This is a genomic window from Variovorax sp. CCNWLW235, assembly GCF_037204085.1.
Classification (GTDB): Bacteria; Pseudomonadota; Gammaproteobacteria; order Burkholderiales; family Burkholderiaceae_C; genus Variovorax.
Map to the genome: position 1 here is coordinate 1 of NZ_JBBCBW010000004.1, position 21,897 is coordinate 21,897.

General features: G+C 66.6%; 22 protein-coding genes. 8 read left to right on the forward strand and 14 right to left on the reverse strand.

The features are described 5' to 3' along the window. Positions 1-118: 118 nt before the first annotated feature. Genes V9L21_RS06280 through V9L21_RS06310 form a run of 7 tightly spaced genes read right to left on the reverse strand, consistent with a single transcriptional unit; the run spans position 119 to position 6,836 of the window. A complete protein-coding gene (locus V9L21_RS06280; RefSeq protein WP_337310109.1) occupies positions 119-1,195 on the reverse strand; it encodes an ABC transporter substrate-binding protein in 1,077 nt (358 codons plus the stop codon). A gap of 12 nt (positions 1,196-1,207) precedes the next feature. Next, a complete protein-coding gene (locus V9L21_RS06285) occupies positions 1,208-2,383 on the reverse strand; it encodes an NAD(P)/FAD-dependent oxidoreductase (protein ID WP_337310111.1) in 1,176 nt (391 codons plus the stop codon). After that, the gene (locus V9L21_RS06290) at positions 2,380-3,804 is read right to left on the reverse strand and encodes an FAD-dependent oxidoreductase (protein ID WP_337310113.1); all 1,425 of its coding nucleotides are present in this window, start codon (positions 3,802-3,804) and stop codon (positions 2,380-2,382) included. Before V9L21_RS06290 ends, V9L21_RS06285 begins: the two co-directional genes overlap by 4 nt. Further along, positions 3,801-4,109, reverse strand: a complete 309-nt coding sequence (locus V9L21_RS06295) for a (2Fe-2S)-binding protein (protein ID WP_337310115.1) — start codon at positions 4,107-4,109, stop codon at positions 3,801-3,803. Before V9L21_RS06295 ends, V9L21_RS06290 begins: the two co-directional genes overlap by 4 nt. Beyond that, entirely contained in the window at positions 4,110-4,904 is a 795-nt protein-coding gene (locus V9L21_RS06300) for an ABC transporter permease (RefSeq protein ID WP_047784138.1), read from the reverse strand. 4 nt (positions 4,905-4,908) lie between these two features. After that, entirely contained in the window at positions 4,909-5,769 is an 861-nt protein-coding gene (locus tag V9L21_RS06305) for an ABC transporter permease (protein ID WP_337310118.1), read from the reverse strand. Beyond that, entirely contained in the window at positions 5,766-6,836 is a 1,071-nt protein-coding gene (locus V9L21_RS06310) for an ABC transporter ATP-binding protein (RefSeq protein ID WP_337310121.1), read from the reverse strand. The genes V9L21_RS06305 and V9L21_RS06310 overlap by 4 nt, the downstream gene beginning before the upstream one ends. Before the next feature lie 205 nt (positions 6,837-7,041). Between V9L21_RS06310 and V9L21_RS06315 the strand changes: the two genes are divergently transcribed. Beyond that, on the forward strand, positions 7,042-7,899 hold the full coding sequence (locus tag V9L21_RS06315) for an IclR family transcriptional regulator (RefSeq protein ID WP_337310123.1): 858 nt from the start codon (positions 7,042-7,044) through the stop codon (positions 7,897-7,899). A gap of 9 nt (positions 7,900-7,908) precedes the next feature. On the opposite strand, the gene V9L21_RS06320 is transcribed toward V9L21_RS06315, so the two are convergent. After that, positions 7,909-8,409, reverse strand: a complete 501-nt coding sequence (locus V9L21_RS06320) for a hypothetical protein (protein ID WP_337310125.1) — start codon at positions 8,407-8,409, stop codon at positions 7,909-7,911. Between the two features lie 218 nt (positions 8,410-8,627). Here V9L21_RS06320 and amaB point away from each other — a divergent pair, with 218 nt between their 5' ends. From amaB to V9L21_RS06340, 4 genes are all read left to right on the forward strand, one after another. Continuing rightward, complete coding sequence (gene amaB / locus V9L21_RS06325) at positions 8,628-10,169, forward strand: L-piperidine-6-carboxylate dehydrogenase (RefSeq protein ID WP_337310127.1); 1,542 nt, start codon at positions 8,628-8,630, stop codon at positions 10,167-10,169. A 98-nt stretch (positions 10,170-10,267) separates the two neighbouring features. After that, positions 10,268-11,173 carry an amino acid ABC transporter substrate-binding protein gene (locus V9L21_RS06330; protein WP_337310130.1) on the forward strand — a complete coding sequence of 302 codons (906 nt, stop codon included), beginning with the start codon at positions 10,268-10,270 and terminating at the stop codon, positions 11,171-11,173. Next, positions 11,173-12,414, forward strand: a complete 1,242-nt coding sequence (locus V9L21_RS06335; RefSeq protein WP_337310132.1) for a pyridoxal phosphate-dependent aminotransferase — start codon at positions 11,173-11,175, stop codon at positions 12,412-12,414. Before V9L21_RS06330 ends, V9L21_RS06335 begins: the two co-directional genes overlap by 1 nt. Positions 12,415-12,565: 151 nt before the next feature. After that, positions 12,566-14,239, forward strand: a complete 1,674-nt coding sequence (locus V9L21_RS06340; protein ID WP_337310133.1) for a thiamine pyrophosphate-binding protein — start codon at positions 12,566-12,568, stop codon at positions 14,237-14,239. Between the two features lie 35 nt (positions 14,240-14,274). Here the strand turns inward: V9L21_RS06340 and V9L21_RS06345 are convergent, their stop codons facing one another. Beyond that, on the reverse strand, positions 14,275-14,574 hold the full coding sequence (locus V9L21_RS06345; protein ID WP_337296572.1) for a hypothetical protein: 300 nt from the start codon (positions 14,572-14,574) through the stop codon (positions 14,275-14,277). 427 nt (positions 14,575-15,001) lie between these two features. Between V9L21_RS06345 and V9L21_RS06350 the strand changes: the two genes are divergently transcribed. Together V9L21_RS06350 and chrA are read left to right on the forward strand one after the other, a co-directional pair. Next, positions 15,002-15,760, forward strand: a complete 759-nt coding sequence (locus V9L21_RS06350; RefSeq protein WP_337310135.1) for a TSUP family transporter — start codon at positions 15,002-15,004, stop codon at positions 15,758-15,760. A gap of 21 nt (positions 15,761-15,781) precedes the next feature. Next, on the forward strand, positions 15,782-17,137 hold the full coding sequence (gene chrA / locus V9L21_RS06355; RefSeq protein WP_337310137.1) for a chromate efflux transporter: 1,356 nt from the start codon (positions 15,782-15,784) through the stop codon (positions 17,135-17,137). Between the two features lie 12 nt (positions 17,138-17,149). On the opposite strand, the gene V9L21_RS06360 is transcribed toward chrA, so the two are convergent. From V9L21_RS06360 to V9L21_RS06380, 5 genes are all read right to left on the reverse strand, one after another. Then, positions 17,150-18,661, reverse strand: a complete 1,512-nt coding sequence (locus V9L21_RS06360) for a tripartite tricarboxylate transporter permease (RefSeq protein ID WP_337310139.1) — start codon at positions 18,659-18,661, stop codon at positions 17,150-17,152. A 13-nt stretch (positions 18,662-18,674) separates the two neighbouring features. Next, positions 18,675-19,163, reverse strand: coding sequence for a tripartite tricarboxylate transporter TctB family protein (locus V9L21_RS06365; protein ID WP_337310141.1), 489 nt, complete (start codon positions 19,161-19,163; stop codon positions 18,675-18,677). A gap of 183 nt (positions 19,164-19,346) precedes the next feature. Then, positions 19,347-19,760, reverse strand: coding sequence for an RNA recognition motif domain-containing protein (locus tag V9L21_RS06370; protein WP_337310143.1), 414 nt, complete (start codon positions 19,758-19,760; stop codon positions 19,347-19,349). 181 nt (positions 19,761-19,941) lie between these two features. Then, entirely contained in the window at positions 19,942-20,175 is a 234-nt protein-coding gene (locus V9L21_RS06375) for a DUF3820 family protein (protein WP_157611531.1), read from the reverse strand. Positions 20,176-20,183: 8 nt separating this feature from the next. Then, the gene (locus V9L21_RS06380; protein ID WP_337310552.1) at positions 20,184-20,549 is read right to left on the reverse strand and encodes a translation initiation factor Sui1; all 366 of its coding nucleotides are present in this window, start codon (positions 20,547-20,549) and stop codon (positions 20,184-20,186) included. A gap of 74 nt (positions 20,550-20,623) precedes the next feature. On the opposite strand from V9L21_RS06380, the gene V9L21_RS06385 reads away from it, so the two are divergent. Then, entirely contained in the window at positions 20,624-21,895 is a 1,272-nt protein-coding gene (locus V9L21_RS06385) for a DEAD/DEAH box helicase (protein ID WP_337310147.1), read from the forward strand. Positions 21,896-21,897: the final 2 nt, after the last annotated feature.

Here is a 21,897-nt window from a genome sequence, read left to right on the forward strand (position 1 = left end):
AAATAAAGGAGGAGGCCGCAGGCCGGGGGACATTCGCGGAGAAAGGTACCCCGTCGGCGGGTGCGCCGCCCTGAACACAGCGCCCTGAACACAGCCGCCCCTAAAACTCACGCATCAATCACTTCTCAATAGTCTTGTTCCAACGCGCATTCCAAGCAGGACGATTCGCATTGATGCTGTCCCAGTCAATGGTGACCGCAGTCTTCATCCACTGGTTGATGTCGGCCACCTGCTTCACCCCATCGCCCACGGCAGGTGCCTTGGGGTTGGTGGGAATCTGCGCGCCATACTGCAATACGTTGGCCTGAGCCAGCGGGCTCAGCAAGAACTCGGCGAGCTTTTGCGACAGCTCGGGTTCGCTGTTGTTGGCAATCACGCACTGGCCCACCATCAGCACCACCGCGCCTTCCTTCGGCGGCGCGTACTCCACCGGAATGCCCTTGGTCTTCAGCGCGGCCACGGCCGTGGGCGTCAGCGGAAAGATCGCGGCTTCGCCGGTCTGCACCATTTCAGAGAGTTTGGCCGAACTCGGGATGTACTCGAGCACGTTCGGGCCCACGGTGGTGGGCCAGGCCTTGAACCCCGGCTCCACGTTCTTGTCGTTGCCGCCCTGGATGCGGTTGAACATCAGGAAGCCATGCAGCCCGAAGGACGATGACGACATCGACTGGAACACCACCTTGCCCTTGTACTTGGGGTCGGCCAGGTCCATCCACGAGGTGGGCGGCGCCCAGCCTTTGTCCTTGAACATCTTGGCGTTGTAGGCCAGGCCCGTCATGCCCAGGCTCACGCCGCTGGCCATGTCGTCCTTGAAGCGCGCGGCCGGGTAGATCTCGGCGAGTGACGGATTGGGCCGCTGCTTCTGGCACAGGCCCATGCCGATGGCGCGCACCATGACGCCGTCGTCCAGGAACATCACATGCATCTGCGGGCGGTCCTTGTTGGCCTGCGCCTTTGCAAGGATGTCGGACGAAGTGCCCGGCACCACCACTACCTTGGCGCCGTAGAGCTTCTCGAAGGCGGGGAACACGTACTGCGTGTATGCCTTCTCCATGGTGCCGCCGTTCATGCCGATGTAGAGCGTCTTGGTCTGCGCGCCGGCGGTGCCGCCGGCCGCGAGCGCGGCCACCGCCGCCGCACCGAGCAAGCTCCGGCGAAGGGAGAAAAAGAAGGGCTTCTTCTGAAAACGGGACATGGTGTTTTCCTTTCAGGGTGAGGTGGGGGTGGGGGTCTTGTCTGCTGCTTCGTCTTCTGCTGCTGCGGCCGCCGCAAAGAAGCGTTCGATCGAGAAGCTCTCGATCGGCGTGCTGCTGCGTCCGTCGCGCACGAGTTCGGCCAGCACTTCGCCGGCTGCGGGACCTATCTGGAAGCCCGCGCCCGAAAAGCCGAAGCCGTGGAACAGCCCGGGCGTGGTGCGGCTCGGCCCGAGCACCGGCTGGTGGTCGGGCAGGTTGCCTTCGGTGCCGCTCCAGGTGCGGATGAAATGCGCGTGCCGCAGCGTGGGCAGCAGTTCGACGGCTTGCGCAGCGAGCGTGGCGATGGCGTCGCGGTCGGCGCGGGCGCGATCTGCATCGAGCGCAATGCCCCTGCCGCCGCCGAGCACCAGGTTGCCGCGCGCCACCTGCCGGCAATAGATGCCGCCGCCCTCGACGCCAAGGCTCCAGTCCATGAAGTGCGGCACCGGTTCGGTCACCGCCATCACCGGGTGGCTCGAGCGCAGGGGAACGGCCTCGCCGAAATATTCGGCAATGGGGCCGGACCATGCGCCCGCGCAATTGAGCAGCGCCGGCGCATGCACTTCGAGCGCATTGCCCGAACGTAGCAAGAAGCCCTTGCCGTCGTGCATCACTTCGTCGACCTTGTGGCGCTCGAAGATCTGCGCGCCCGCGCGCTGCGCCGCGAGCGCGAAGGCCGGCGACACCAGCCGCGGGTTGGCCTGCCCGTCTTCGGCGCACAGCGAGCCGCCCACCGCGCGCGTGCCGAGCCAGGGGCAGCGCTCGCGCAGGCGGGCCGCCGAGATCAGCTCGAGCCCCAGGTCGAAGTCGCGGCTTTTCTTGCGGTACTGCTCCAGCGATGCCATGTCGGCTTCGCTGCGCGCGATCTTGAAGTGGCCCGAGCGCAGGTACTCGCCGTCGGTGCCGATGGTTTCGCGCAGGTTGCCCCAGATGCGGTGCGCACGCTGCGCCAGCGGCAGTTGGCTCACCGGACGGCCCTGGCGCCGCACGCCGCCGTAGTTGACGCCGCTGGAGCGCGAGCCGCACAGGTCGCGCTCCAGCAGCACCACGCCGATGCCCATCTTTCGCAAGGCGAGCGCGGCGGATGCGCCGACGATGCCGCCGCCGACGATGGCGACGTCGGTGCGCAATGTCTTGCGATTGGTCATGCGCCGGCTCCTTCGGTCGAAGGCGCCGGGGTGGCCAGGTGAATCGGAATCGGCTTGATCGGCGCCTGCCCGCGCAGCCGGCCGACCTGCTGCACCGGCTGCCCCGTGGCGTGCGCAAGGATCTCTGCCGCCGCCACGCCGCACATGCGGCCCTGGCAGCGGCCCATGCCTACTCGAGAGAGCGCCTTGAGCCGGTTCATTTCATCGGCGCCTTGCTCGGCAACAGTCTGGCGCAGCGTGCCCGCGGTGATGTTCTCGCAGCGACACACCACCAGTTCATCGGGCGCATGCGCAGCCCAGTCGTGCGGCACCGGAAATGCTCGCTCCAGCCCCTGGCGGAAGGTGCCGAGCTTGTGCAGCCTGCGTTCGAGCATTGCCGCGCGTGCGGTGTCGACGGCCACGCCGCCGTCGGCCAGAAGCGCGAGCGCGGCGCGTTCGCCGGCCCATTCGGCCGCATCGGCACCCATGATGCCGGCGCCATCGCCCGCGAGGAACACGCCCCGCACGCTGGAGCGGCCGGCCGCGTCGCGCACGGGCAGGTGCGCACGGTGCAGCGGCGAAAATTCGAAGCGGCAGCCCAGCAGGTCGGCCAGCTGGGTTTCGGAGCGCAGCGCATAGCCGAAGCCGACGGCATCGCAGGCGAGCGTGCGCTCTTCGCGTCCGTCGTGCCACGCCACGCCGGCCACGCGGCTTTCGGCGGCATCGCCGAGCACGCGCAACGGCCGCACGCCGCCATGCAGCGCCACGCCGTGTGCGCGCAACCAGGCCACGTAGTACACGCCCTTGGCGAACACCGCCGGCTGCCGCAGCATCGCGGGTGTGGCGGCAAGCTGGTCCGCGAACCGCGAGGTGTCCAGAACCGCAGCAACCTTTGCTCCGGCCTTGGCGTACTGGTACGCGACAAGGTAGAGCAGCGGACCGGTGCCCATGAACACCACGCGTTGCCCGATGGCGCAGCCCTGGAACTTGAGCGCCACCTGCGCGCCGCCCAACGTGTAGACGCCGGGCAGCGTCCAGCCAGGTACCGGCAGCACGCGGTCGGTCGCGCCTGTGGCGACGATCAATTGGCTGTAGGGCACGCTGGAGGTGCTGCGCGTGGGGCCGTGCAACACGTCGAGCCGGCCGCCTTGCGCGTTCCACACCAGGCTGTCGGGGCGGTAGTCGATGCGTTCGCGCAAGGCGTCGAAGGCGGTGTGCACCGCATCGGCGCGGCGGGCCTCGAAGCCGTAGAGCACATTCGCGCTGCGCTCCGCCAGGTTCGCAGGTGGGCGCCGGTAGATCTGGCCGCCGGAGCGCGAGGCCTCGTCGATCACCACGGGCCGAATGCCGTGCGCCACCAGCGCCTGTGCGGCGCGCACGCCCGCAGGCCCCGCGCCGACGATCACCGGCTGCAATGGGGACTTAGAAGAAGGAGCCGTCATGCGCCGGTCCTTCCCGTGACCAGCGCCATGCCCGGCGCAATGAAGGTGGAGCAGGCGCGCAGGCGCTCGCCCTGCTCGGTGGCAATCCAGCAATCCTGGCAGGCGCCCATCATGCAGAAGCCGGCACGCGGTTCGTCGCTGAACTCATTGCGGCGCAACTGGGCGGCTTGCGTGAGCACGGCCGTGAGCACGGTGTCGCCCGCGAGCGCGGAGGCGGGCCGGCCGTCGAGCGTGAAGGGCACCGCGGCGCGGCCGGTCTCGGCCACGCGGTGCAGCAGCGGTTGAGTGACGGTCGGCAAGCTCATCTACCGCCGCCCCACCAGCACGCGGTCCAGCCCGTAGACGCGGTCGAGCACCACCATCGCAATGGCCGTCACCGCCACCATCAGCGCCGACACCGCCGCCATCAGCGGATCGATCGACTCGGTGGCATACATGTACATGCGCACCGGCAGCGTGACCGTGCTGGGCGAGGTGACAAAGATCGACATCGTCACTTCGTCGAAACTGTTGATGAAGGACAGCAGCCAGCCACCCGTGACGCCCGGCAGGATCATCGGCAGCGTGATGCGCCGGAACACCGTGGCCTGGCTTGCGCCCAGCGACAGCGCGGCCTGCTCGGCACTGCGGTCGAAGCCCACGAGCGCGGCCACCACCAGGCGCAGCGTGTAGGGCGTGACGATCAGCGCATGCGCCATCACCAGCCAGCCGAAGCTGCCGGTGCCGCCCACCAGCGCGAACAGCCGCAGCAGCGCCACGCCCAGCACAAGATGCGGAATGATCAGCGGCGAGAGGAAGAGGCCGTTCAGGAAGTCGCGCCCCGGAAACGCATAGCGCGTGATCGCCATGCCCGCCGGTACCGCGAGCAGCGTGGCAATGGTGGCCGAGGCCAGCGCAAGCCACAGGCTGTTCCAGAACGACTGCATGAAGTCGGGGTGTGCAAACACCGCCTTGAACCAGCGCAGCGAGAAGTGCGTGGTCGGAATGGTCAAGGTGTTTTCGGGCGTGAACGCGACGATGCACACCACCACCAGCGGCGCCAGCATGAAGGTGATGACGAGCGCGTTGAACGCGAGGGCGAGGGGGCCGTTCTTGCTCATCGGATCAGCCCAGCGCTTTCTTGTAGCGGCCTTCGACCAAGCGGTTGTAGCTCAGCATCACGATGAGGTTGGCCGCCAGCAGAACCAGCGCAACGGCGGCGCCGAGCGGCCAGTTGAGCTCGTGCAGGTATTCGTCGTAGACGACGGTTGCAACCATCTTCAACCGGCGACCGCCGAGCAGGCCCGGTATCGCAAACGAGCTTGCGGCCAGGCCGAACACGATCAGGCTGCCCGAGAGAATGCCCGGCATCACCTGCGGCAGCACGATGCGACGCAGCGTGGTGAAGTGCGAGGCCCTGAGCGAAAGCGCGGCGTTCTCCACGCCCGCGTCGAGCTTCTGCAGCGAGGTCCACACCGGAATCACCATGAACGGCAGCATCACGTGGACCAGCGCCACGATCACCGCAATCTCGGTGTAGAGCATCTTCACCGGCCCGATGCCCACCAGGCCCAGCAACGCATTCACGGCGCCCTCGGGCCCTAGCAGCATGCTCCAGCCGAACGCGCGCACCACCACCGAAACCAGCAGCGGCGCCAGCACCACCAGCAGCAGGATCGATCGCCACGGGTTGCGCATGCGGCTCAGCACATAGGCCTCGGGCGCGCCGACGAGCACGCAGATCAGCGTGACGAGTCCCGAGATCCAGAAGGTGCGCCAGAAGATGCCGTGATAGTACGAGTCGGTGAACACGTGCGTGTAGTGCTCGAGCGTGAACTCGCCCGTCTTCGGCCCGGTGGCCGGGTCGTACACATTGAAAGACAGCACCGCCGTGAGCGCGAGCGGCACCACCAGCAAGGCCGCGAACAGCAGCAGCGCGGGCGCCGAAAGCCACCAGGGCGTGGCCTTGTGCATGGCACCGCTCATGCCGCCACCGCCTCTTCGGCCGGCAACAGGCGCGTGCAATGCGCGGGCCAGTCGATGCCGACCGGGCTGCCTTCGTCCAGTGCTTCGCGGCCGTCGTTGGGGCTCAGCACCATCAGGTCGCCGGCGGGCGTGCCCAGGCGGTAGAGCCATTGGCTGCCCAGGAAGAAACGCTCCCGTACCGTGCCATCGAGGCGGCCGCGGCCGGCTTCCACCAGCTGCAGCTTTTCAGGACGCACGCTCATCAGCACCGGGTCGCCCGGCTTGTAGCCGGTGTCTTCGACCTCGACGGTGAGCGAGCCGATCTCGACACGGCAGCTGCGTGCGCCGCAGTCCGTGACGCGTGCGTCCAGCAGGTTGGCCTTGCCCACGAAGGTGGAAATGAAGCGCGTGCTCGGATGCTCGTACACGCGGTGCGGATGGTCGATCTGCGTGGCGCAGCCGCCTTCCATCACCACCACGCGGTCGCTGATGGACATGGCCTCGCTCTGGTCGTGCGTGACCATCACGGTGGTGGTGCCGACCTTGCGCTGGATCTGGCGCAGTTCGAACTGCATTTCTTCGCGCAGCTTGGCGTCGAGGTTGGACAGTGGCTCGTCCAGCAGCAGCACCGGCGGCTCGATGACCAGTGCACGCGCCAGTGCCACGCGCTGTCGCTGGCCGCCCGAGAGCTCGCGCGGGTAGCGGGTGGCATGCGCTTCCAGGTGAACCAGCGCAAGGGCCTGCTTCACCCGTTCAGCGCGCTCGGCCTTGGGCATCTTGCGCATCTCGAGGCCGAAGCTCACGTTGTCGGCCACGGTCATGTGCGGAAACAGCGCGTAGGTCTGGAACACGATGCCCAGGCCCCGCGTGTTGGCCTTGGCATGGGTGATGTCCTTGCCGGCAAGCTCGATGCGCCCGCTCGAAACCGCCTCGAAGCCCGCAATCATCTGCAGCGTGGTGGTCTTGCCGCAGCCCGAAGGCCCGAGCAGCGAAACGAACTCTCCCTTTTCCACCGCAAGGTTCATGGCCGACACGGCGCGCGTGGCGCCGTAGAACTTGGTCACGTCGGTGAGCCGTAGGAATGACATGGAAGAGCCTTTCTGCGCGGTGTCGTGAACGGCGTGCCGCACCTTGGTGCGCGCCATGGACAAGAGAGAACTTTCAATTCACTCTATTGCAACGATTGCGCCAACTCGCCTCGGGTATTCCATTAATCAGAATCTTTCTATGATTTATTCCGTTCAACGGAATATCATGCGAACAATGGACCCAAAGAATTCCACAGGAGAAGCCATGGAAAGCCCCGCGGCCGCGAGCGGCGGTGTGCCGCGTGTGTTTTCAGTGCTTCGCGCGCTGGGTGCGGTGCAGGCCGAAGGTGGCCGCGTGACGCAAATTGCACGGTCGGTGGGCCTCACGCAGGCAACCACGCACCGCCTGCTGCAGTCGCTCATGGCCGAGGGCATGGTCGAGCAGGACGAGCGCAGCAAGCTCTACCGCCTGAGCATCGATTTCTTCGCGCTGGCGGCCAGTGCCGGCAACCCGGGTGACCTGCGTTCCATTTGCCGCCCGGTGCTGCTGCGCCTGTGTGCCAGCCTGGGCGACAGCATCTTTCTTTTGGCGCGCAGCGGCTTCGACGCGGTGTGCCTCGACCGTAGCGAAGGGCCGTTTCCCATTCGTTCGTTCACGGGCGATATCGGCGGGCGCATTGCGCTGGGCGTGGGGCAGGGCGCGCTCGCCATCTTGGCGTTTCTGCCGGAGGCCGAGCGCGAGGAAGTGATCCGCTTCAATCTGTCGCGCGTGCGTGAGTACGGCGTGTACGACGAGGTCTATCTGCGCACCGAGATCGAGCGCGTGCGCCAAGCCGGCTATGCGGGGCGCAACACCGGCCTGCTCGAAGGCATGGCCGGCGTGGCGGTACCCATTCTCGACCGCGAGGGCCGCGCGGTGGCCGCGCTGAGCGTGGGCACAATCGCGGACCGGCTCAACGCCGACCGCATGCCCACCGTGGTCGAGCTGCTCAAGCGCGAGGCCGCAGCCATCGGGCCGAAGATCAACCCCTTCGATGCAACGCTCAGAAGGCCGGCGCAGAGCCTGGCGGGGTCGCCGGCAGGGCAGAAAATTCCTTTGCCGGACGCGCCGGAGCCCCGATAGGCGCTGCGTTCATTTCAGCTTCCGGTCTTCGCTCTTGGCTTCTGCCATGGCCTCGGGTTCCAGTTCCTCGGCGGAGCGGTTCAGTCGGATGAAGATGCCCCAGCCCGCCATGAGAAGGCCGACCGAGCCCAGCATGGCGGCGGCATGCAGCATCAGCTCGGGCGCTTCACGCGCCTTGAAGGTCGCAACCAGCCCTTCGACCGCGACGGCAACCACGATGACGACCATGAACCTGGAAAGGAAGCGGCGCACCCGCGTCGGCGCGCCGATGTGCGCGTCGCGCACCACTTCTTCTTCCAGCACGGTCTGTGAGATCTGCAGCGCCACGACGCCGGCTGCCAGCAGGCCCACCGCCTCGATGATCGCCTCGGCCGCGGGCAGGTCGAGCCCCTGCATGACGGCACCCCAGCCAGCCCGCGCCGCAATCACGACGAGGACGAGCGACGCGGCGGCAAATGCGAGAGCCATCAGGGCATGGATTGCGGCGTACAGGGTGAGGATCGCTTTCATGGCTCTACGGAAAGTGAGATGCGCGATCTTCGGTGCCAGCCAGCGCTTCGCGCGTAGGCGCGAAGCCCGTCCCTCACCGGGCGCATGCCGAGTTCATTCGGCAAACGCATCAAGTCCTTCCTTTTTTTCACTAGGCAAGCGCGCGGGATTGGAAGATATTGCGCCGGTCCCGTCTTGCCGTTTCCTTTTCTCTCTTCCTCCCTTGCCGGAGCGCGCCCATGTCCGAAGCCCAAGCCCCTGTCTCCCTTGCCGCCGAAATCGAACAGCTGCTGCAGCGCCTGGGCGTGCCCCGCAGCGCCTACACCGGCGGCGAGCTGACGGTGCGTTCGCCGGTGACGGGCGAGGTGATTGCACAGGTGCCGCAAACCAGTCCGGCCGAAGCGACAGCCGCCATCGGCCAGGCGCATGAAGCCTTCAAGGCCTGGCGCAGCGTGCCGGCACCGCGCCGCGGCGAGCTGGTGCGGCTGCTGGGCGAAGAACTGCGCGCCGCCAAGGCCGACCTCGGCCGCCTGGTCACGCTCGAGGCCGGCAAGATTCCGACCGAGGGCGCGGGCGAGGTGCAGGAAATGATCGACATCTGCGACTTCGCGGTCGGCCTCTCGCGCCAGCTCTACGGCCTGACGCTCGCCACCGAGCGCGCCGAGCACCGCATGATGGAAACCTGGCATCCGCTGGGCGTGTGCGGCGTGATCTCGGCTTTCAACTTTCCGGTGGCCGTATGGTCGTGGAACGCGGCGCTGGCACTGGTGTGCGGCGATCCGGTGGTGTGGAAGCCGTCGGAAAAAACGCCGCTCACCGCGCTGGCCACGCACGCCATCGCGCAGCGCGCCATCGCGCGCTTTGGCGAAGACGCACCCGAAGGCCTGCTCGGCCTGCTGCTGGGCCAGCGCGACATCGGCGAAGTGCTGGTTGACGACCACCGCGTGCCGATTCTCTCGGCGACCGGTTCGACTGCGATGGGCCGGCAGGTGGGACCGAAGCTGGCCGCACGTTTTGCGCGCGCCATTCTTGAGCTCGGCGGCAACAACGCCGCCATCGTCACGCCATCCGCCGACCTGGACCTCACGCTGCGCGCCATTGCGTTCTCGGCCATGGGCACGGCCGGCCAGCGCTGCACCACGCTGCGCCGGCTCTTCGTGCACGACAGCGTGTACGACGCGCTGGTGCCCAAGCTCGCCAAGGTGTACGGCAATGTGCGGGTCGGCGATCCGCGCGAGGCTGGCACGCTCGTGGGGCCGCTGATCGACCGCGCTGCGTTCGACGGCATGCAGAAGGCGCTGGGCGAAAGCCGCGAGATCGGCGCTAAGGTGCACGGCGGCGAGCGCGTCGAAGGCATCGGCACCAAGGACGCCTACTACGTGCGCCCCGCATTGGTGGAGCTGAAGTCGCACGACGGCCCGGTGCTGCGCGAAACCTTCGCGCCCATTCTTTATGTAGTGCGCTACAGCGCGCTCGACGATGCCATCGAACGGCACAACGCGGTGGGCGCGGGCCTGTCGTCGTCGATCTTCACGCTCAATGTGCGCGAGGCCGAGCGCTTTCTTTCGAGCGCCGGTTCCGACTGCGGCATTGCCAACGTCAACATCGGCCCGAGCGGTGCCGAGATCGGCGGTGCCTTCGGCGGCGAGAAGGAAACCGGCGGCGGCCGCGAGGCCGGCTCCGACAGTTGGAAGGCGTACATGCGCCGCGCGACGAACACCATCAACTATTCGACGGCATTGCCTCTTGCACAAGGCGTGACCTTCGATATCGGAGATTGATCCAACCCAGGCCTTTGCCCTTGCCGCGCAGCGTTCTGCTGCGCCGGCAAGGCAGAACGCTGCGCGAGCCCCAATAAAACAACCAGGAGACAGAGAACATGAAGATGCAATTGAAGACCCTCGCCACCGCCGCAGCGCTGCTTGCGCTCGCATTCGGCGCTTCGGCGCAGCAAGCCCCTGCCGGCGGCACGCTCGACAAGATCAAGAGCAGCGGCAAGGCCGTGCTCGGCGTGCGCGAGGCCTCGCCGCCCATGGCCTACATGCTGGGCGCGAACGACAAATACGTGGGCTACCACGTCGAGCTTTGCGAACGCGTGCTGAAGGACATCGCGCCTTCTGCCAAGCTCGAATACATGGCCGTCACGGCGCAGAACACCATTCCGCTGGTGCAGAACGGCACGCTGGACATAGGCTGCGGCCCCACCACCAACAACACCGCGCGCCAGCAGCAGGTGGCCTTTGCGCTCACCACGTATGTGAGCGAAGTGCGCATGGCGACCAAGGCCGATTCGGGCATCAACTCGCTCGACCAGCTGGCGGGCCGCACCGTGTCGGCCTCCACCGGCACCACCGCCGTGCAGCTGCTGCGCAAGCGCGAGCGCGCGCAGAACACCACCATCAACACGATGCTCGGCAAGGACCATCTCGAGAGCTTTCTGCTGATGGAGTCGGGCCGCGCCGATGCCTTTGTGCTCGACGACAACCTGCTCGCCGGAATCATCGCGAATTCGAAGAACCCCACGGCCTATCGCATCACTGGAGAGGCGCTGGGCTCGGAGCCGATTGCGCTGTTGTTCCGCAAGGACGACCCGGCCTTCAAGGCCGCGGTGGACGACTCGCTGCGCAAGCTCATGAAGACCGGCGAGCTCGAGAAGATCTACACCAAGTGGTTCGTCGCGCCGATTCCGCCGAAGAACACGAGCCTGAACCTGCCGATGAGCACGGCGCTGAAGCAGCTGATTGCCGAGCCCAACGATAAGCCGCTCGAGGCCTACGCGAAGTGATGTCCGCCGTGCTCGATTCCGCGCTTGCGTCGGCTTGCACGTTCGAGCCCGCGGAGCGCGTGCGCGCCATCGGCGTGTCGGAAATCCTGCGCATCACCGACCATGCCAATGCATTGAAGCGCGCCGGCCGGCCGGTGATCGTGCTGGGCGCGGGCGAGCCGGACTTCGACACGCCCGAGCACATTCGCGCCGCCGCGGCTCGTGCCATGGAGCGTGGCGACACGCGCTACACCGTGCTCGACGGCAGCCCGGCCATGAAGACCGCGGTGCAGTTCAAGTTCAAGCGCGACAACGGGCTGGATTTTGCGTTGAATGAAATCAGCGTGGGTGCGGGCGCCAAGCAGGTCATCTTCAACGCGCTCATGGCCAGCCTGAACGCGGGCGACGAGGTGATCTTGCCGGCGCCGTACTGGACGTCCTACGCCGACATCGTGCAGATCTGCGGCGGCGTGCCGGTGAGCGTGCCGTGCGGCGAGGTCAACGGCTTCAGGCTGGATGCGGTGCAGCTCGAAGCGGCCATCACGCCGCGCACGCGTTGGCTCTTTTTGAACTCGCCGTCCAATCCGAGCGGCGCGGCCTACAGCGCGGCCCAGCTCGCGCCACTGTGCGAGGTGCTGCTGCGGCATTCGCAGGTTTGGGTGCTGGCCGACGACATCTACGAGCACATCCTCTACGACGGCCTTGCATTTGCCACCCCGGCGGCCGTGGAGCCGCGGCTGCGCGAACGCACGCTCACCGTGAACGGCGTGTCGAAGGCTTATGCAATGACAGGCTGGCGCGTGGGCTACGGCGCAGGACCGCGCGAACTGATCGCGGCCATGGCGGTGGTGCAGAGCCAGTCGACCTCGTGCCCGTCGTCGGTGAGCCAGGCCGCGGCGATCGAGGCGCTGACCGGGCCGCAAGACATCGTGGCCGAGCGGTGCGCCGACTTTCAGGCGAGGCGCGACTTCGTGGTGGCCGCATTGAACCGCGCGTCCGGCCTGCATTGCCGCGTGCCCGAGGGCGCGTTCTATACCTTTGCGAGCTGTGCCGGCGTGCTCGGCCTGCGCACACGCGGCGGCGCGCTGCTGCAGACGGACAGCGACTTCTGCAACTACCTGCTGCAGGAGTTTGAAGTGGCGGTGGTGCCGGGCAGCGTGTTCGGGCTGGCGCCGTACTTCCGCATTTCGTATGCCACGTCGATGGCGCAGCTTGAGGAGGCGTGTGCGCGCATTGCCGCGGCATGCGAAGCTCTCGAATGAATTTCTCCCTCCCCTTCCGGGGGAGGGCGGGGGTGGGGGCAAGCGGCGTATCAATCGCTGTTGGCCCGGCCAGCGCCGCCTGCCCCCATCCCAGCCTTCCCCCAGAGGGGGAAGGAGCGAATACAAAGACCTTCATTGCATTGGACACAGCATGACTTCTCCCCGCACCGGCGGCCAGATCCTGGTCGATCAGCTCATCACCCACGGCGTCAAGCAGCTCTTCTGCGTGCCCGGCGAAAGCTTTCTGGCCGTGCTCGACGCGCTGCACGATGCCTCCATCGACGTGACGGTGTGCCGCCAGGAAGGCGGCGCCGCGATGATGGCCGAGGCGCAGGGCAAGCTCACCGGCCAACCGGGGGTGTGCTTTGTCACGCGCGGGCCGGGCGCCACCAACGCCGCGGCCGGCGTGCACATCGCGCACCAGGATTCGACGCCGATGCTGCTCTTCGTGGGCCAGGTGGCGCGCGAGGCGCTGGGCCGCGAGGCCTTCCAGGAACTGGACTACGGCGCGGTGTTCGGCACCATGGCCAAGTGGGTGGTGCAGATCGACGATCCGGCGCGGGTGCCTGAGCTGGTCTCGCGCGCCTTCCACGTCGCCACCTCGGGCCGGCCCGGGCCGGTGGTGATTGCGTTGCCCGAAGACATGCTGACCGAAGCCGCGGCGGTGGGCGATGCGCAGCCCTATGCGGTGACCGAAACCTATCCGGGCGCGACGCAAATCACGCAACTTCAAGAGCGCCTGTCGCAAGCGCAGCGGCCCGTGGTCATCCTCGGCGGCAGCCGCTGGTCCGAAGCCGCGACGCGGCAGTTCGCCGGTTTTGCCGAGGCGTTCTCGCTGCCGGTGTATTGCTCGTTCCGCCGCCAGATGCTGCTGTCGGCCGAGCATCCTTGCTATGCGGGCGACCTGGGGCTTGGCGCGAACCCGCGCATGCTGGAGCGCATTCGCAATTCAGACCTGGTGCTGCTGGTGGGCGGACGCCTGTCGGAGGTGCCGTCGCAGGGCTATGAGCTGCTTGCCATTCCGCAGCCGAAGCAGGCGCTGGTGCATGTGCATGCGGATGCCGACGAGCTCGGCAAGCTCTATCGTCCGGCGCTGGGCATCCACGCCACGCCGCAGGCGTTTGCCGAGGCAGTGGCTGCGCTGCGCCCGGCTTCACCGCCGGCCTGGCAGGCCGAGACAAAGACCGCGCGCGAAGACTTCTTGCGCTGGAGCGATCCGGCCCCCATCCGCATTCCGGGCCCGCTGCAGATGGGCGAGGTGATGCAGCACCTGCGCGAGGTGCTGCCGGCCGACACCATCTTCTGCAACGGCGCCGGCAACTTTGCCACCTGGGTGCATCGCTTCTGGCCGTTCCGCTCGTTCGCGAGCCAGTTGGCGCCCACCAGCGGATCGATGGGCTATGGCCTGCCGGCGGGCGTGGGCGCCAAGCGGCTGTGGCCGCAGCGCGAGGTGGTGGTGTTCGCGGGCGACGGCGACTTCATGATGCACGGCCAGGAGTTCGCGACCGCCGTGCAGTACGGCCTGCCGATCATCGTGGTGCTGCTGGACAACGCCATGTACGGCACCATCCGCATGCACCAGGAAAAGCACTATCCGGGACGCGTGAGCGCCACGCAGCTGAAGAACCCCGACTTCCGGGGCTATGCCGAAGTGTTCGGTGGGCATGGCGAGCGCGTGACCCGCACGGAGGAGTTCGGCCCCGCGCTGGCGCGCGCCCGTGCCAGCGGCAAGCCCGCGGTGCTGCATTGCCTGCTCGATCCGGAAGCCATCACGCCGGCCAGCACGCTGCAGAGCATTCGCAAGGCGGCACTGGCTGCCGGCTGAGCGCCTGGCGGCGGACGCTTGGCGTCAAAAAAAGATCAGCCCAGGCCGCCAGCAAACCGCGGCCGGGGCTTTGGCGGATTGCCGTCGGGCATGCGCGCGGCCAGCCGTGCGGCGCGGGCCAAGGGCTCCATGGCCTGCTCGAGGCGGGTGGCGAGCAGGTAGAGATCCTCGTCCTTGGTTTCGGCGGCATGGGCGCGCGTCATGCGCACGATCTCGGCGGCGTATTCGGCGTTGGTGGCCATCCATTCGGTGTCGGTCACGCGCCCGTGCTTTCGCCGCAGTGCCACGTGCAGCCGTGCGGCAAGGGCGATGCGTTCGCTTTCGGACATGGACATGGTTCGAGGGGCTCCATGAATGGCTCGAACCCGCTGCGTGCACAAGTCGTGCCATGTCCAAGCCCCGCCATTAACGCCCCGAAACACTTTTGTTTGCCAAGAGGCCTTCGAACGTAAGGCAAAGCGGGTAATTCCCAATGCACTGGCCCGGTGCACCGCCTAAAGTCTGCCCACTCGCGAACGGGCCAAGCTCGTGCTGCCGAGGGTCCGAGGAGACAAAATTCGGTCTACAAGAAAAATTCTTCAAGGCTTCCGTTCGAGAAGCCGTGTTTGAACTTGAAAGGCGCCGCTGGTCGGCGCCTTTTTTATTGCCCGGCGCAGCCCGTTCGCCTGCCGATTCCTGACTGACGGAAGCGCGCTTGCAGGCCCGCCCTGCCTTTCATCGAAGCTCCTCTTTTGGTAGCGCCCTGGGTGCGACAATCCTGGCATGGAAATGCTGGTGGTCACGGGCGCTTCGCTGCTCGCAGGGTTTGTCGATTCGATCGTGGGCGGCGGCGGTTTGATCCTTGTGCCGGCGCTGTTTGCCGTCTTTCCGGGCGCACCGCCGGCCACGTTGCTGGGCACCAACAAAAGCGCTTCTATTTGGGGCACGGCGGCCGCGGCCGCCCAGTTCAGCCAGCGGGTTCAGATGCGCTGGGGCGCTTTGTGGCCGGCCGCCCTGCTCGGATTCGCGGGGTCCATGCTCGGCGCCTGGGGCGTGACTCTGTTTCCGGGCGACTTCCTGCGGCGCGCATTGCCCATCGTGCTGCTTGGCGTGCTGCTCTACACGCTGGCGCGCAAGGACCTGGGCCGCCACCACGTACCGCGTTTCAGCGGCCGCGCCGAAACGCTGGCGGCCTGCGCCATCGGCCTGTCGATCGGGTTCTACGACGGCTTCTTCGGACCCGGGGCGGGCAGCTTCCTCGTCTTTTTGTTCGTGCGCTGGATGGGCTACGACTTCCTGAATGCCTCTGCATCGGCCAAGATCATCAACACGCTCACCAACGCCGCGGCCCTGCTGCTGCTCGCGGTCAAGGGGCATGTGTGGTGGCACTATGGGCTGGTGATGGCGGTGGCCAATGTGGCGGGCAGCCTGCTGGGCACGCGTGTTGCGCTGAAGCACGGGGCCGGTTTCGTGCGGGTGGTGTTCATCGTGGTGGTGAGCGCGCTCATCCTGAAGACCGCCTATGACGCATTCCTGAAATAGCACAACGAGAAAGTCCCATTCATGGCATTGCCAGAGTCCGCTGCACCCGTTGAACGCCCCGCAGCCGTCAGCTTCTGGCAGGCCTTCGCCTATTGGCTCAAGCTCGGCTTCGTCAGCTTTGGCGGCCCGGCGGGGCAGATAGCGCTCATGCACCAGGAACTGGTGGAGCGCCGGCGTTGGATTTCGGAAAAGCGCTTTCTGCATGCGCTCAACTACTGCATGCTGCTGCCGGGCCCTGAGGCGCAGCAGCTTGCCACCTACATCGGCTGGCTCATGCATCGCACCCGGGGCGGCCTTGCGGCGGGCGTGCTCTTCGTGCTGCCCTCGCTCTTCATCCTGATCGGGTTGTCGTGGGCGTACATGGCCTATGGGCACGTGCCGGCGGTGGCGGGCCTGCTCTACGGCGTCAAGCCCGCGGTCACGGCCATCGTGCTCTTCGCGGCATGGCGCATCGGCTCGCGGGTGCTCAAGAACGCCTGGCTCTGGGCGATTGCCGTTGCCGCCTTTGTCGCGATCTTCGCGCTGCGGCTGCCGTTTCCGATCATCGTGCTGTCCGCCGGGGTCATCGGCTACTTCGGCAGCCGGTTCGCGCCGGCGTACTTCGCGCCTGGCGGCGGGCATGGAGCGGCGGCGGGTTCGGCCGGCCCCTCGCTGATCGACGACGACACGCCGACGCCGCCGCATGCCCTTTTTAGCTGGGGCCGTTTCGCGCGCGTGCTGGCGGTGTTCTTCCTGCTGTGGCTCGGCGCGCTGGGCACGCTCACGGCGCTGTACGGATGGAGCGGCGCGCTCACCCAGATGGGGTGGTTCTTCACCAAGGCGGCGCTGCTGACCTTCGGCGGCGCCTATGCGGTGCTGCCCTATGTGTTCCAAGGGGCGGTCGACCACTATCACTGGCTCAGCGCCACGCAGATGATCGATGGCCTTGCGCTCGGAGAAACCACGCCCGGCCCCTTGATCATGGTGGTGTCGTTCGTGGGCTTCGTCGGCGCCTGGGGCCAGGCGCTGTTCGGCCCCCATGCGCTGTTCGCGGCGGGCGTTGCGGGCGCGGCGGTGGTGACCTTCTTCACCTTCCTGCCGTCGTTCCTGTTCATTCTGCTGGGCGGGCCTTTCATCGAGTCGACCCACGGCAACCTGAAATTCACCGCGCCGCTGACCGCGATTACCGCGGCCGTGGTCGGCGTGATCGTCAACCTGGCGGTCTTCTTCGCCTATCACGTGCTCTGGCCGAAGGGCTTGTCAGGGCCCTTCGAGTTTCCCTCCGCCGTCATCGGCGCGCTCGCGGCCATCGCGCTCTTCCGCTTCAAGGCCGGCGTGATTCCGGTGGTGCTTGCATCGGCACTCGCGGGCATGGCCTGGCAACTGCTCATGCGCTGACCGCTCGAGGGCTTATTCCTCGACGAAGGCTTCTTCGCGTTTCGCCTTGATTGAGGGGAGCAGCACGATGCCGAGCAACAACGCCGCCGCGACCAACAAGCCCGCCGACAGCGGCCGCGTGACGAACACGCTCCATGTGCCGCGCGACAGCAGCAGGGCGCGCCGCAGGTTTTCTTCCATCATCGGCCCGAGAATGAAGCCCAGCAGCAACGGCGCGGGCTCGGTCTTCAGCTTGATGAACAGGTAGCCGATGAAGCCGAAGGCCGCCACCATCCAGATGTCGAAGGTGTTGTTGTTGGTCGAGTACACGCCAATCGCGCAGAACAGCACGATGGCGGGGAACAGGAACTTGTAGGGCACCGTCAATAGCTTGATCCACATGCCGATCAGCGGCAGGTTCAGCACGATCAGCATCGCGTTGCCGATCCACATCGAAGCGATCAATCCCCAGAACAGTTCCGGGTTGCTGGTCATCACCTGCGGGCCGGGCTGGATGTTGTGGATGGTCATCGCACCCACCATCAGTGCCATTACCGCGTTGGGCGGAATACCCAGCGTGAGCAGCGGAATGAAGGAGGTCTGCGCACCCGCGTTGTTGGCCGATTCGGGCGATGCCACGCCGCGGATGTTGCCCTTGCCGAAGGGGACTTCGCCGGGGCGCATCTTGATCTTCTTTTCGAGCGCATAGGCCGCGAAGGCGGCCAGCAGCGCGCCGCCGCCGGGCAGTATGCCGAGCGCCGAACCCAGGGCGGTGCCGCGCAGCACCGCGGGCGTCATGCGCTTGAAGTCGTCCTTGGTGGGCCACAGGCCCTTCACCTTGTGCGTGAACACCTCGCGCTCGTCGTCGGGCTGCGAGAGGTTGCCGATGATTTCGCCATAGCCGAACACGCCCATGGCAATCACCACGAAGCCGATGCCGTCGGTGAGCTCGGGGATGTCGAAGCTGAACCGCGCCACGCCCGAATTGACGTCGGTGCCGACAATGCCGAGCAAGAGGCCGAGCACGATCATGGCCACCGCCTTGAGCAGCGAACCCGAAGCCAGCACCACGGCGCCGATCAGGCCCAGGGTCATCAGCGAGAAGTATTCGGCCGGGCCGAACTTGAAGGCCAGCTCGGTCAGCGGCGGCGCGAAGGCGGCCAGGATCAGCGTGCCCACGCAGCCGGCAAAGAACGAACCCAGACCCGCAGCGGCGAGCGCGGGCCCCGCGCGGCCCTGCCTTGCCATCTGGTAGCCGTCGATACACGTGACCACGGAGGACGATTCCCCGGGCAGGTTCACCAGAATCGCGGTGGTCGAGCCGCCGTACTGCGCACCGTAGTAGATGCCGGCGAGCATGATCAGCGCCGATACGGGCGGCAGCGCGTACGTGGCCGGCAGCAGCATCGCGATGGTCGCGACCGGGCCGATGCCCGGCAGCACGCCGATCAGCGTGCCCAGGATGCAGCCGACCAGGCAGTACAGCAGGTTCGTGAAAGTGAAGGCGACGCCGAAGCCCGTCGCGAGGTTGTGGAACAGTTCCATGGCGGTGTGCTCCTCAACCCGAAATGAAAGTAGGCCAGACCTGGATCTGCAGCTTCAGCGCCCAGATGAAGGCCACATAGCTGCCGGCCGCCAGGATGGTGGAGAGCACCAGCACGTCGCGCAGCTTGAAGTGCTCCCCCGCCATGCTCGAGATGATGGTGAGGGCGTAGATCGCGACGATCATTCCCATGGCGGGCAGGCCGATGCTCGGCAGCCCGCCGAGCAGCACGCCGAACGCCAGGTTGGCGCCCAGCACGAAAGCCACCGGCTTCCAGGCCCATTTGCCGATCGGGTCGCCGCCGGCGGTTTCGATCACCATGGCCTGGAACATGATGGCTCCGCCGAGCACCGCCAGCAAAATGCCCAGCATGAGCGGGAAGTAGCCGGGGCCCATGCGGGCACCGTCGCCGATGGTGTAGGTGGTGGCGCCGATGGCGAAAGCACCGCCGACACTTGTAAACATGACTCCTGAAAAGAAGTCCGCCTGACTCTTGATGCGCATTGCCTCGACCCTCTTGATTGGACGGGTGAGGGTCGTCGCCCGCGGCTGACCTTGGGCTGACCGGCGCGGTAAGGACAAATGCGTACAAGGTGGCCCAAGCCTTCGCGCGAGCGATGGGCGCAGAAACGAAAAAAGCTCCCGAAGGAGCTTTTTTATTTGAGAGCGAGGTCTCGGGGGAAGGGCTTAGTAGCCGCCGCGACCACCGCCGCCGCCGCCGTAGCCGCCGCCACCACCGCTGCGGCCACCGCCGCCGCCGCCACCACCGTAGCCGCCGCCGCCACCACCGCCGTAACCACCACCGCCGCCGCCGCCGTAGCCGCCGCCACCACCGGTACGGGGGGGGCGAGCTTCCATCGGACGTGCTTCGTTCACGGTCAGGGCGCGGCCCTGGAGCGAATGGCCGTTCATGGCTTCAACGGCAGCCAGCGCTTCAGCGTCGGTGCCCATTTCCACGAAACCGAAGCCCTTGGAGCGGCCGGTGTCGCGTTCCATCATGACCTTGGCGCTGACGATCGAGCCGAACTCGCCGAAAGCCTGTTCCAGGTCGTTGTCACGCACAGAGTAGGCGAGGTTGCCTACGTAGAGTTTCTTGCCCATTGAGGGACTCCTAATTCAAACCAACAAAACAAAGCGATGGAGTCCCAGAATCACAACAAACAAATGCGCTGTGGCGCGAAACTGACCGATCACCGAATTACGTGCACGGGAGGCAAGCTCACAGACACGTAGGCACGATTATCAATGCGATCTGGAAAAAGGGTGATGAAATTCGCGCTTCTTACGAAACATCACGCCTTGGCGGGCGGTTTCGCAACGGTTCCAGAAGGCCGGAGAGCCCGTTGTGGTCTATTTCATGCATCAAATGGAGCAGCCGGCCGATTTCACCTGCGGGAAAACCCTCGCGTGCGAACCAATTCAGATAATTGCCGGGTAAATCGGCAATCAACGTGCCCTTGTGCTTGCCGAAGGGCATTTCGAGCGTGACAAGGCGCTGCAGGTCTTCGGGTTTCATGACGAGATTCAGCCTCCGGCGCGCTTCACCACGTGGCCTTGCCTGGTGAGGGCCGCGATCACCAGTTCTCGGTGGTCGCCCTGGATTTCGATGGTGCCGTCCTTCACCGTGCCGCCCGTGCCGCAAGCCGTCTTGAGCTGTTTGCCCATGGCCGCGAGCGCCGCCGCATCGAGCGCCAGGCCCTTGACCACCGTCACGCCCTTGCCTTTGCGGCCCTTGGTCTCGTGCGATACACGCACAATGCCGTCAGTGGCCGGAACGCGCGCCTTGAGCTCCTTGCAGCGGCACTGCGCCATGGGCGCGCGGCACTCGGGGCACATGCGGCCTCCGGCTTCGGTGGAATACACCAGGGCGGTGGACTGATTGCTCTTCATCGTCATTCGGTCGATCTCTTCTTCAACGCTTCGGTTCCTGTTGGTTCCCGGTTCATCTTTCTCTGTCTGCTCACATGCCATTCGATTCACTGGGCCTGGCCCCCGCGCTCGTGCAGGCTGCCGCCGAAAGCGGCTATGCCGCGCCGACCGCCATCCAGGCCGCGGCCATTCCCGCAATTCTGCAAGGCCGCGACGTGCGGGGTTCGGCGCAGACCGGCTCGGGCAAGACCGCCGCATTTTCCCTGCCGCTGCTGCAGCGCCTGGCCGCCGAGCGCGCAGCGTCGCCGCGCCGCCTGCGCGCGCTGGTGCTCGTGCCCACGCGCGAGCTGGCCGCCCAGGTCGGCGAAACCATGCGCAGCCTGGCGCAGCACCTGCCCGAGCGGCTCAAGATCGCCATTGCCTTCGGCGGCGTGTCGATCAACCCGCAGATGATGAGCCTGCGCGGCGGCGCCGACATCGTGGTGGCAACGCCGGGCCGGCTGCTCGATCTGGTGGACCACAACGCGCTCAAGCTCGGCGCGGTGTCCATGCTCGTGCTCGACGAGGCCGACCGCCTGTTCGACCTCGGCTTTGCCGAAGAGCTGGGCCGCATCCTCGCGCTGCTGCCGGCGCAGCGCCAGAACCTGCTTTTTTCCGCCACCTTTCCGCCCGCCATCCAGGCGCTGGCCGACGGCACGCTGCGCGACCCGGCGGTGATCGACGTGCAGGGCGAGCCCGGCACCGAGCCCGCTATCGTGCAGCGCGTGATCGAGGTCGACGCCAACCGCCGCACCCAGCTGCTGCGCCACCTGCTGAAAGAAAACGAGTGGGACCGCGTGCTGGTCTTCGTCGCCACGCAGCATGCGGCCCAGACTGTGGCTGAGAAGCTCTACAAGAACGGCGTGTACGCGGTGCCCTTTCATGGCGACATTGCGCAGGGCACGCGCACCGGCATCCTCGCGCAGTTCAAGGAGAGCCGCTGGGATGTGGTGATTGCCACCGACCTTGCGGCGCGCGGCATCGACATTGCGCAACTGCCCGTGGTGATCAACTACGACCTGCCGCGCTCGCCCACCGACTACATCCACCGCATCGGCCGCACGGGCCGCGCTGGCGAAAGCGGGCTGGCCATCAGCTTCGTGAGCGCGGCCACCGAGGCGCACTTTCGCGTGATCGAAAAGCGGCAGGGGCTCCATCTGCCGCGCGAGCGCATCGAGGGCTTCGAGCCGACCGAAATGGCGGTGCCGGTGGTCGACAACTCGGGCACGGGTGGCATCAAGGGCAAGCGGCCGAGCAAGAAGGACAAGCTGCGTGCGGCGAACGCATTGGCCGCGGCGCGGCAGGGCGACAGCGAGCAGAACGACTGAAG

Coding starts and splice junctions, on each gene's coding strand:
- V9L21_RS06295 (WP_337310115.1), bottom strand. CDS start 4,109: ATGAGCTTGCCGACCGTCACTCAACCGCTGCTGCACCGCGTGGCCGAG.
- V9L21_RS06310 (WP_337310121.1), bottom strand. CDS start 6,836: ATGTCATTCCTACGGCTCACCGACGTGACCAAGTTCTACGGCGCCACG.
- V9L21_RS06285 (WP_337310111.1), bottom strand. CDS start 2,383: ATGACCAATCGCAAGACATTGCGCACCGACGTCGCCATCGTCGGCGGC.
- V9L21_RS06350 (WP_337310135.1), top strand. CDS start 15,002: ATGGAAATGCTGGTGGTCACGGGCGCTTCGCTGCTCGCAGGGTTTGTC.
- V9L21_RS06365 (WP_337310141.1), bottom strand. CDS start 19,163: ATGCGCATCAAGAGTCAGGCGGACTTCTTTTCAGGAGTCATGTTTACA.
- V9L21_RS06375 (WP_157611531.1), bottom strand. CDS start 20,175: ATGAAACCCGAAGACCTGCAGCGCCTTGTCACGCTCGAAATGCCCTTC.
- V9L21_RS06305 (WP_337310118.1), bottom strand. CDS start 5,769: ATGAGCGGTGCCATGCACAAGGCCACGCCCTGGTGGCTTTCGGCGCCC.
- V9L21_RS06290 (WP_337310113.1), bottom strand. CDS start 3,804: ATGACGGCTCCTTCTTCTAAGTCCCCATTGCAGCCGGTGATCGTCGGC.
- chrA (WP_337310137.1), top strand. CDS start 15,782: ATGGCATTGCCAGAGTCCGCTGCACCCGTTGAACGCCCCGCAGCCGTC.
- V9L21_RS06360 (WP_337310139.1), bottom strand. CDS start 18,661: ATGGAACTGTTCCACAACCTCGCGACGGGCTTCGGCGTCGCCTTCACT.
- V9L21_RS06370 (WP_337310143.1), bottom strand. CDS start 19,760: ATGGGCAAGAAACTCTACGTAGGCAACCTCGCCTACTCTGTGCGTGAC.
- V9L21_RS06320 (WP_337310125.1), bottom strand. CDS start 8,409: ATGAAAGCGATCCTCACCCTGTACGCCGCAATCCATGCCCTGATGGCT.
- amaB (WP_337310127.1), top strand. CDS start 8,628: ATGTCCGAAGCCCAAGCCCCTGTCTCCCTTGCCGCCGAAATCGAACAG.
- V9L21_RS06315 (WP_337310123.1), top strand. CDS start 7,042: ATGGAAAGCCCCGCGGCCGCGAGCGGCGGTGTGCCGCGTGTGTTTTCA.
- V9L21_RS06380 (WP_337310552.1), bottom strand. CDS start 20,549: ATGAAGAGCAATCAGTCCACCGCCCTGGTGTATTCCACCGAAGCCGGA.
- V9L21_RS06335 (WP_337310132.1), top strand. CDS start 11,173: ATGTCCGCCGTGCTCGATTCCGCGCTTGCGTCGGCTTGCACGTTCGAG.
- V9L21_RS06385 (WP_337310147.1), top strand. CDS start 20,624: ATGCCATTCGATTCACTGGGCCTGGCCCCCGCGCTCGTGCAGGCTGCC.
- V9L21_RS06280 (WP_337310109.1), bottom strand. CDS start 1,195: ATGTCCCGTTTTCAGAAGAAGCCCTTCTTTTTCTCCCTTCGCCGGAGC.
- V9L21_RS06340 (WP_337310133.1), top strand. CDS start 12,566: ATGACTTCTCCCCGCACCGGCGGCCAGATCCTGGTCGATCAGCTCATC.
- V9L21_RS06330 (WP_337310130.1), top strand. CDS start 10,268: ATGAAGATGCAATTGAAGACCCTCGCCACCGCCGCAGCGCTGCTTGCG.
- V9L21_RS06300 (WP_047784138.1), bottom strand. CDS start 4,904: ATGAGCAAGAACGGCCCCCTCGCCCTCGCGTTCAACGCGCTCGTCATC.
- V9L21_RS06345 (WP_337296572.1), bottom strand. CDS start 14,574: ATGTCCATGTCCGAAAGCGAACGCATCGCCCTTGCCGCACGGCTGCAC.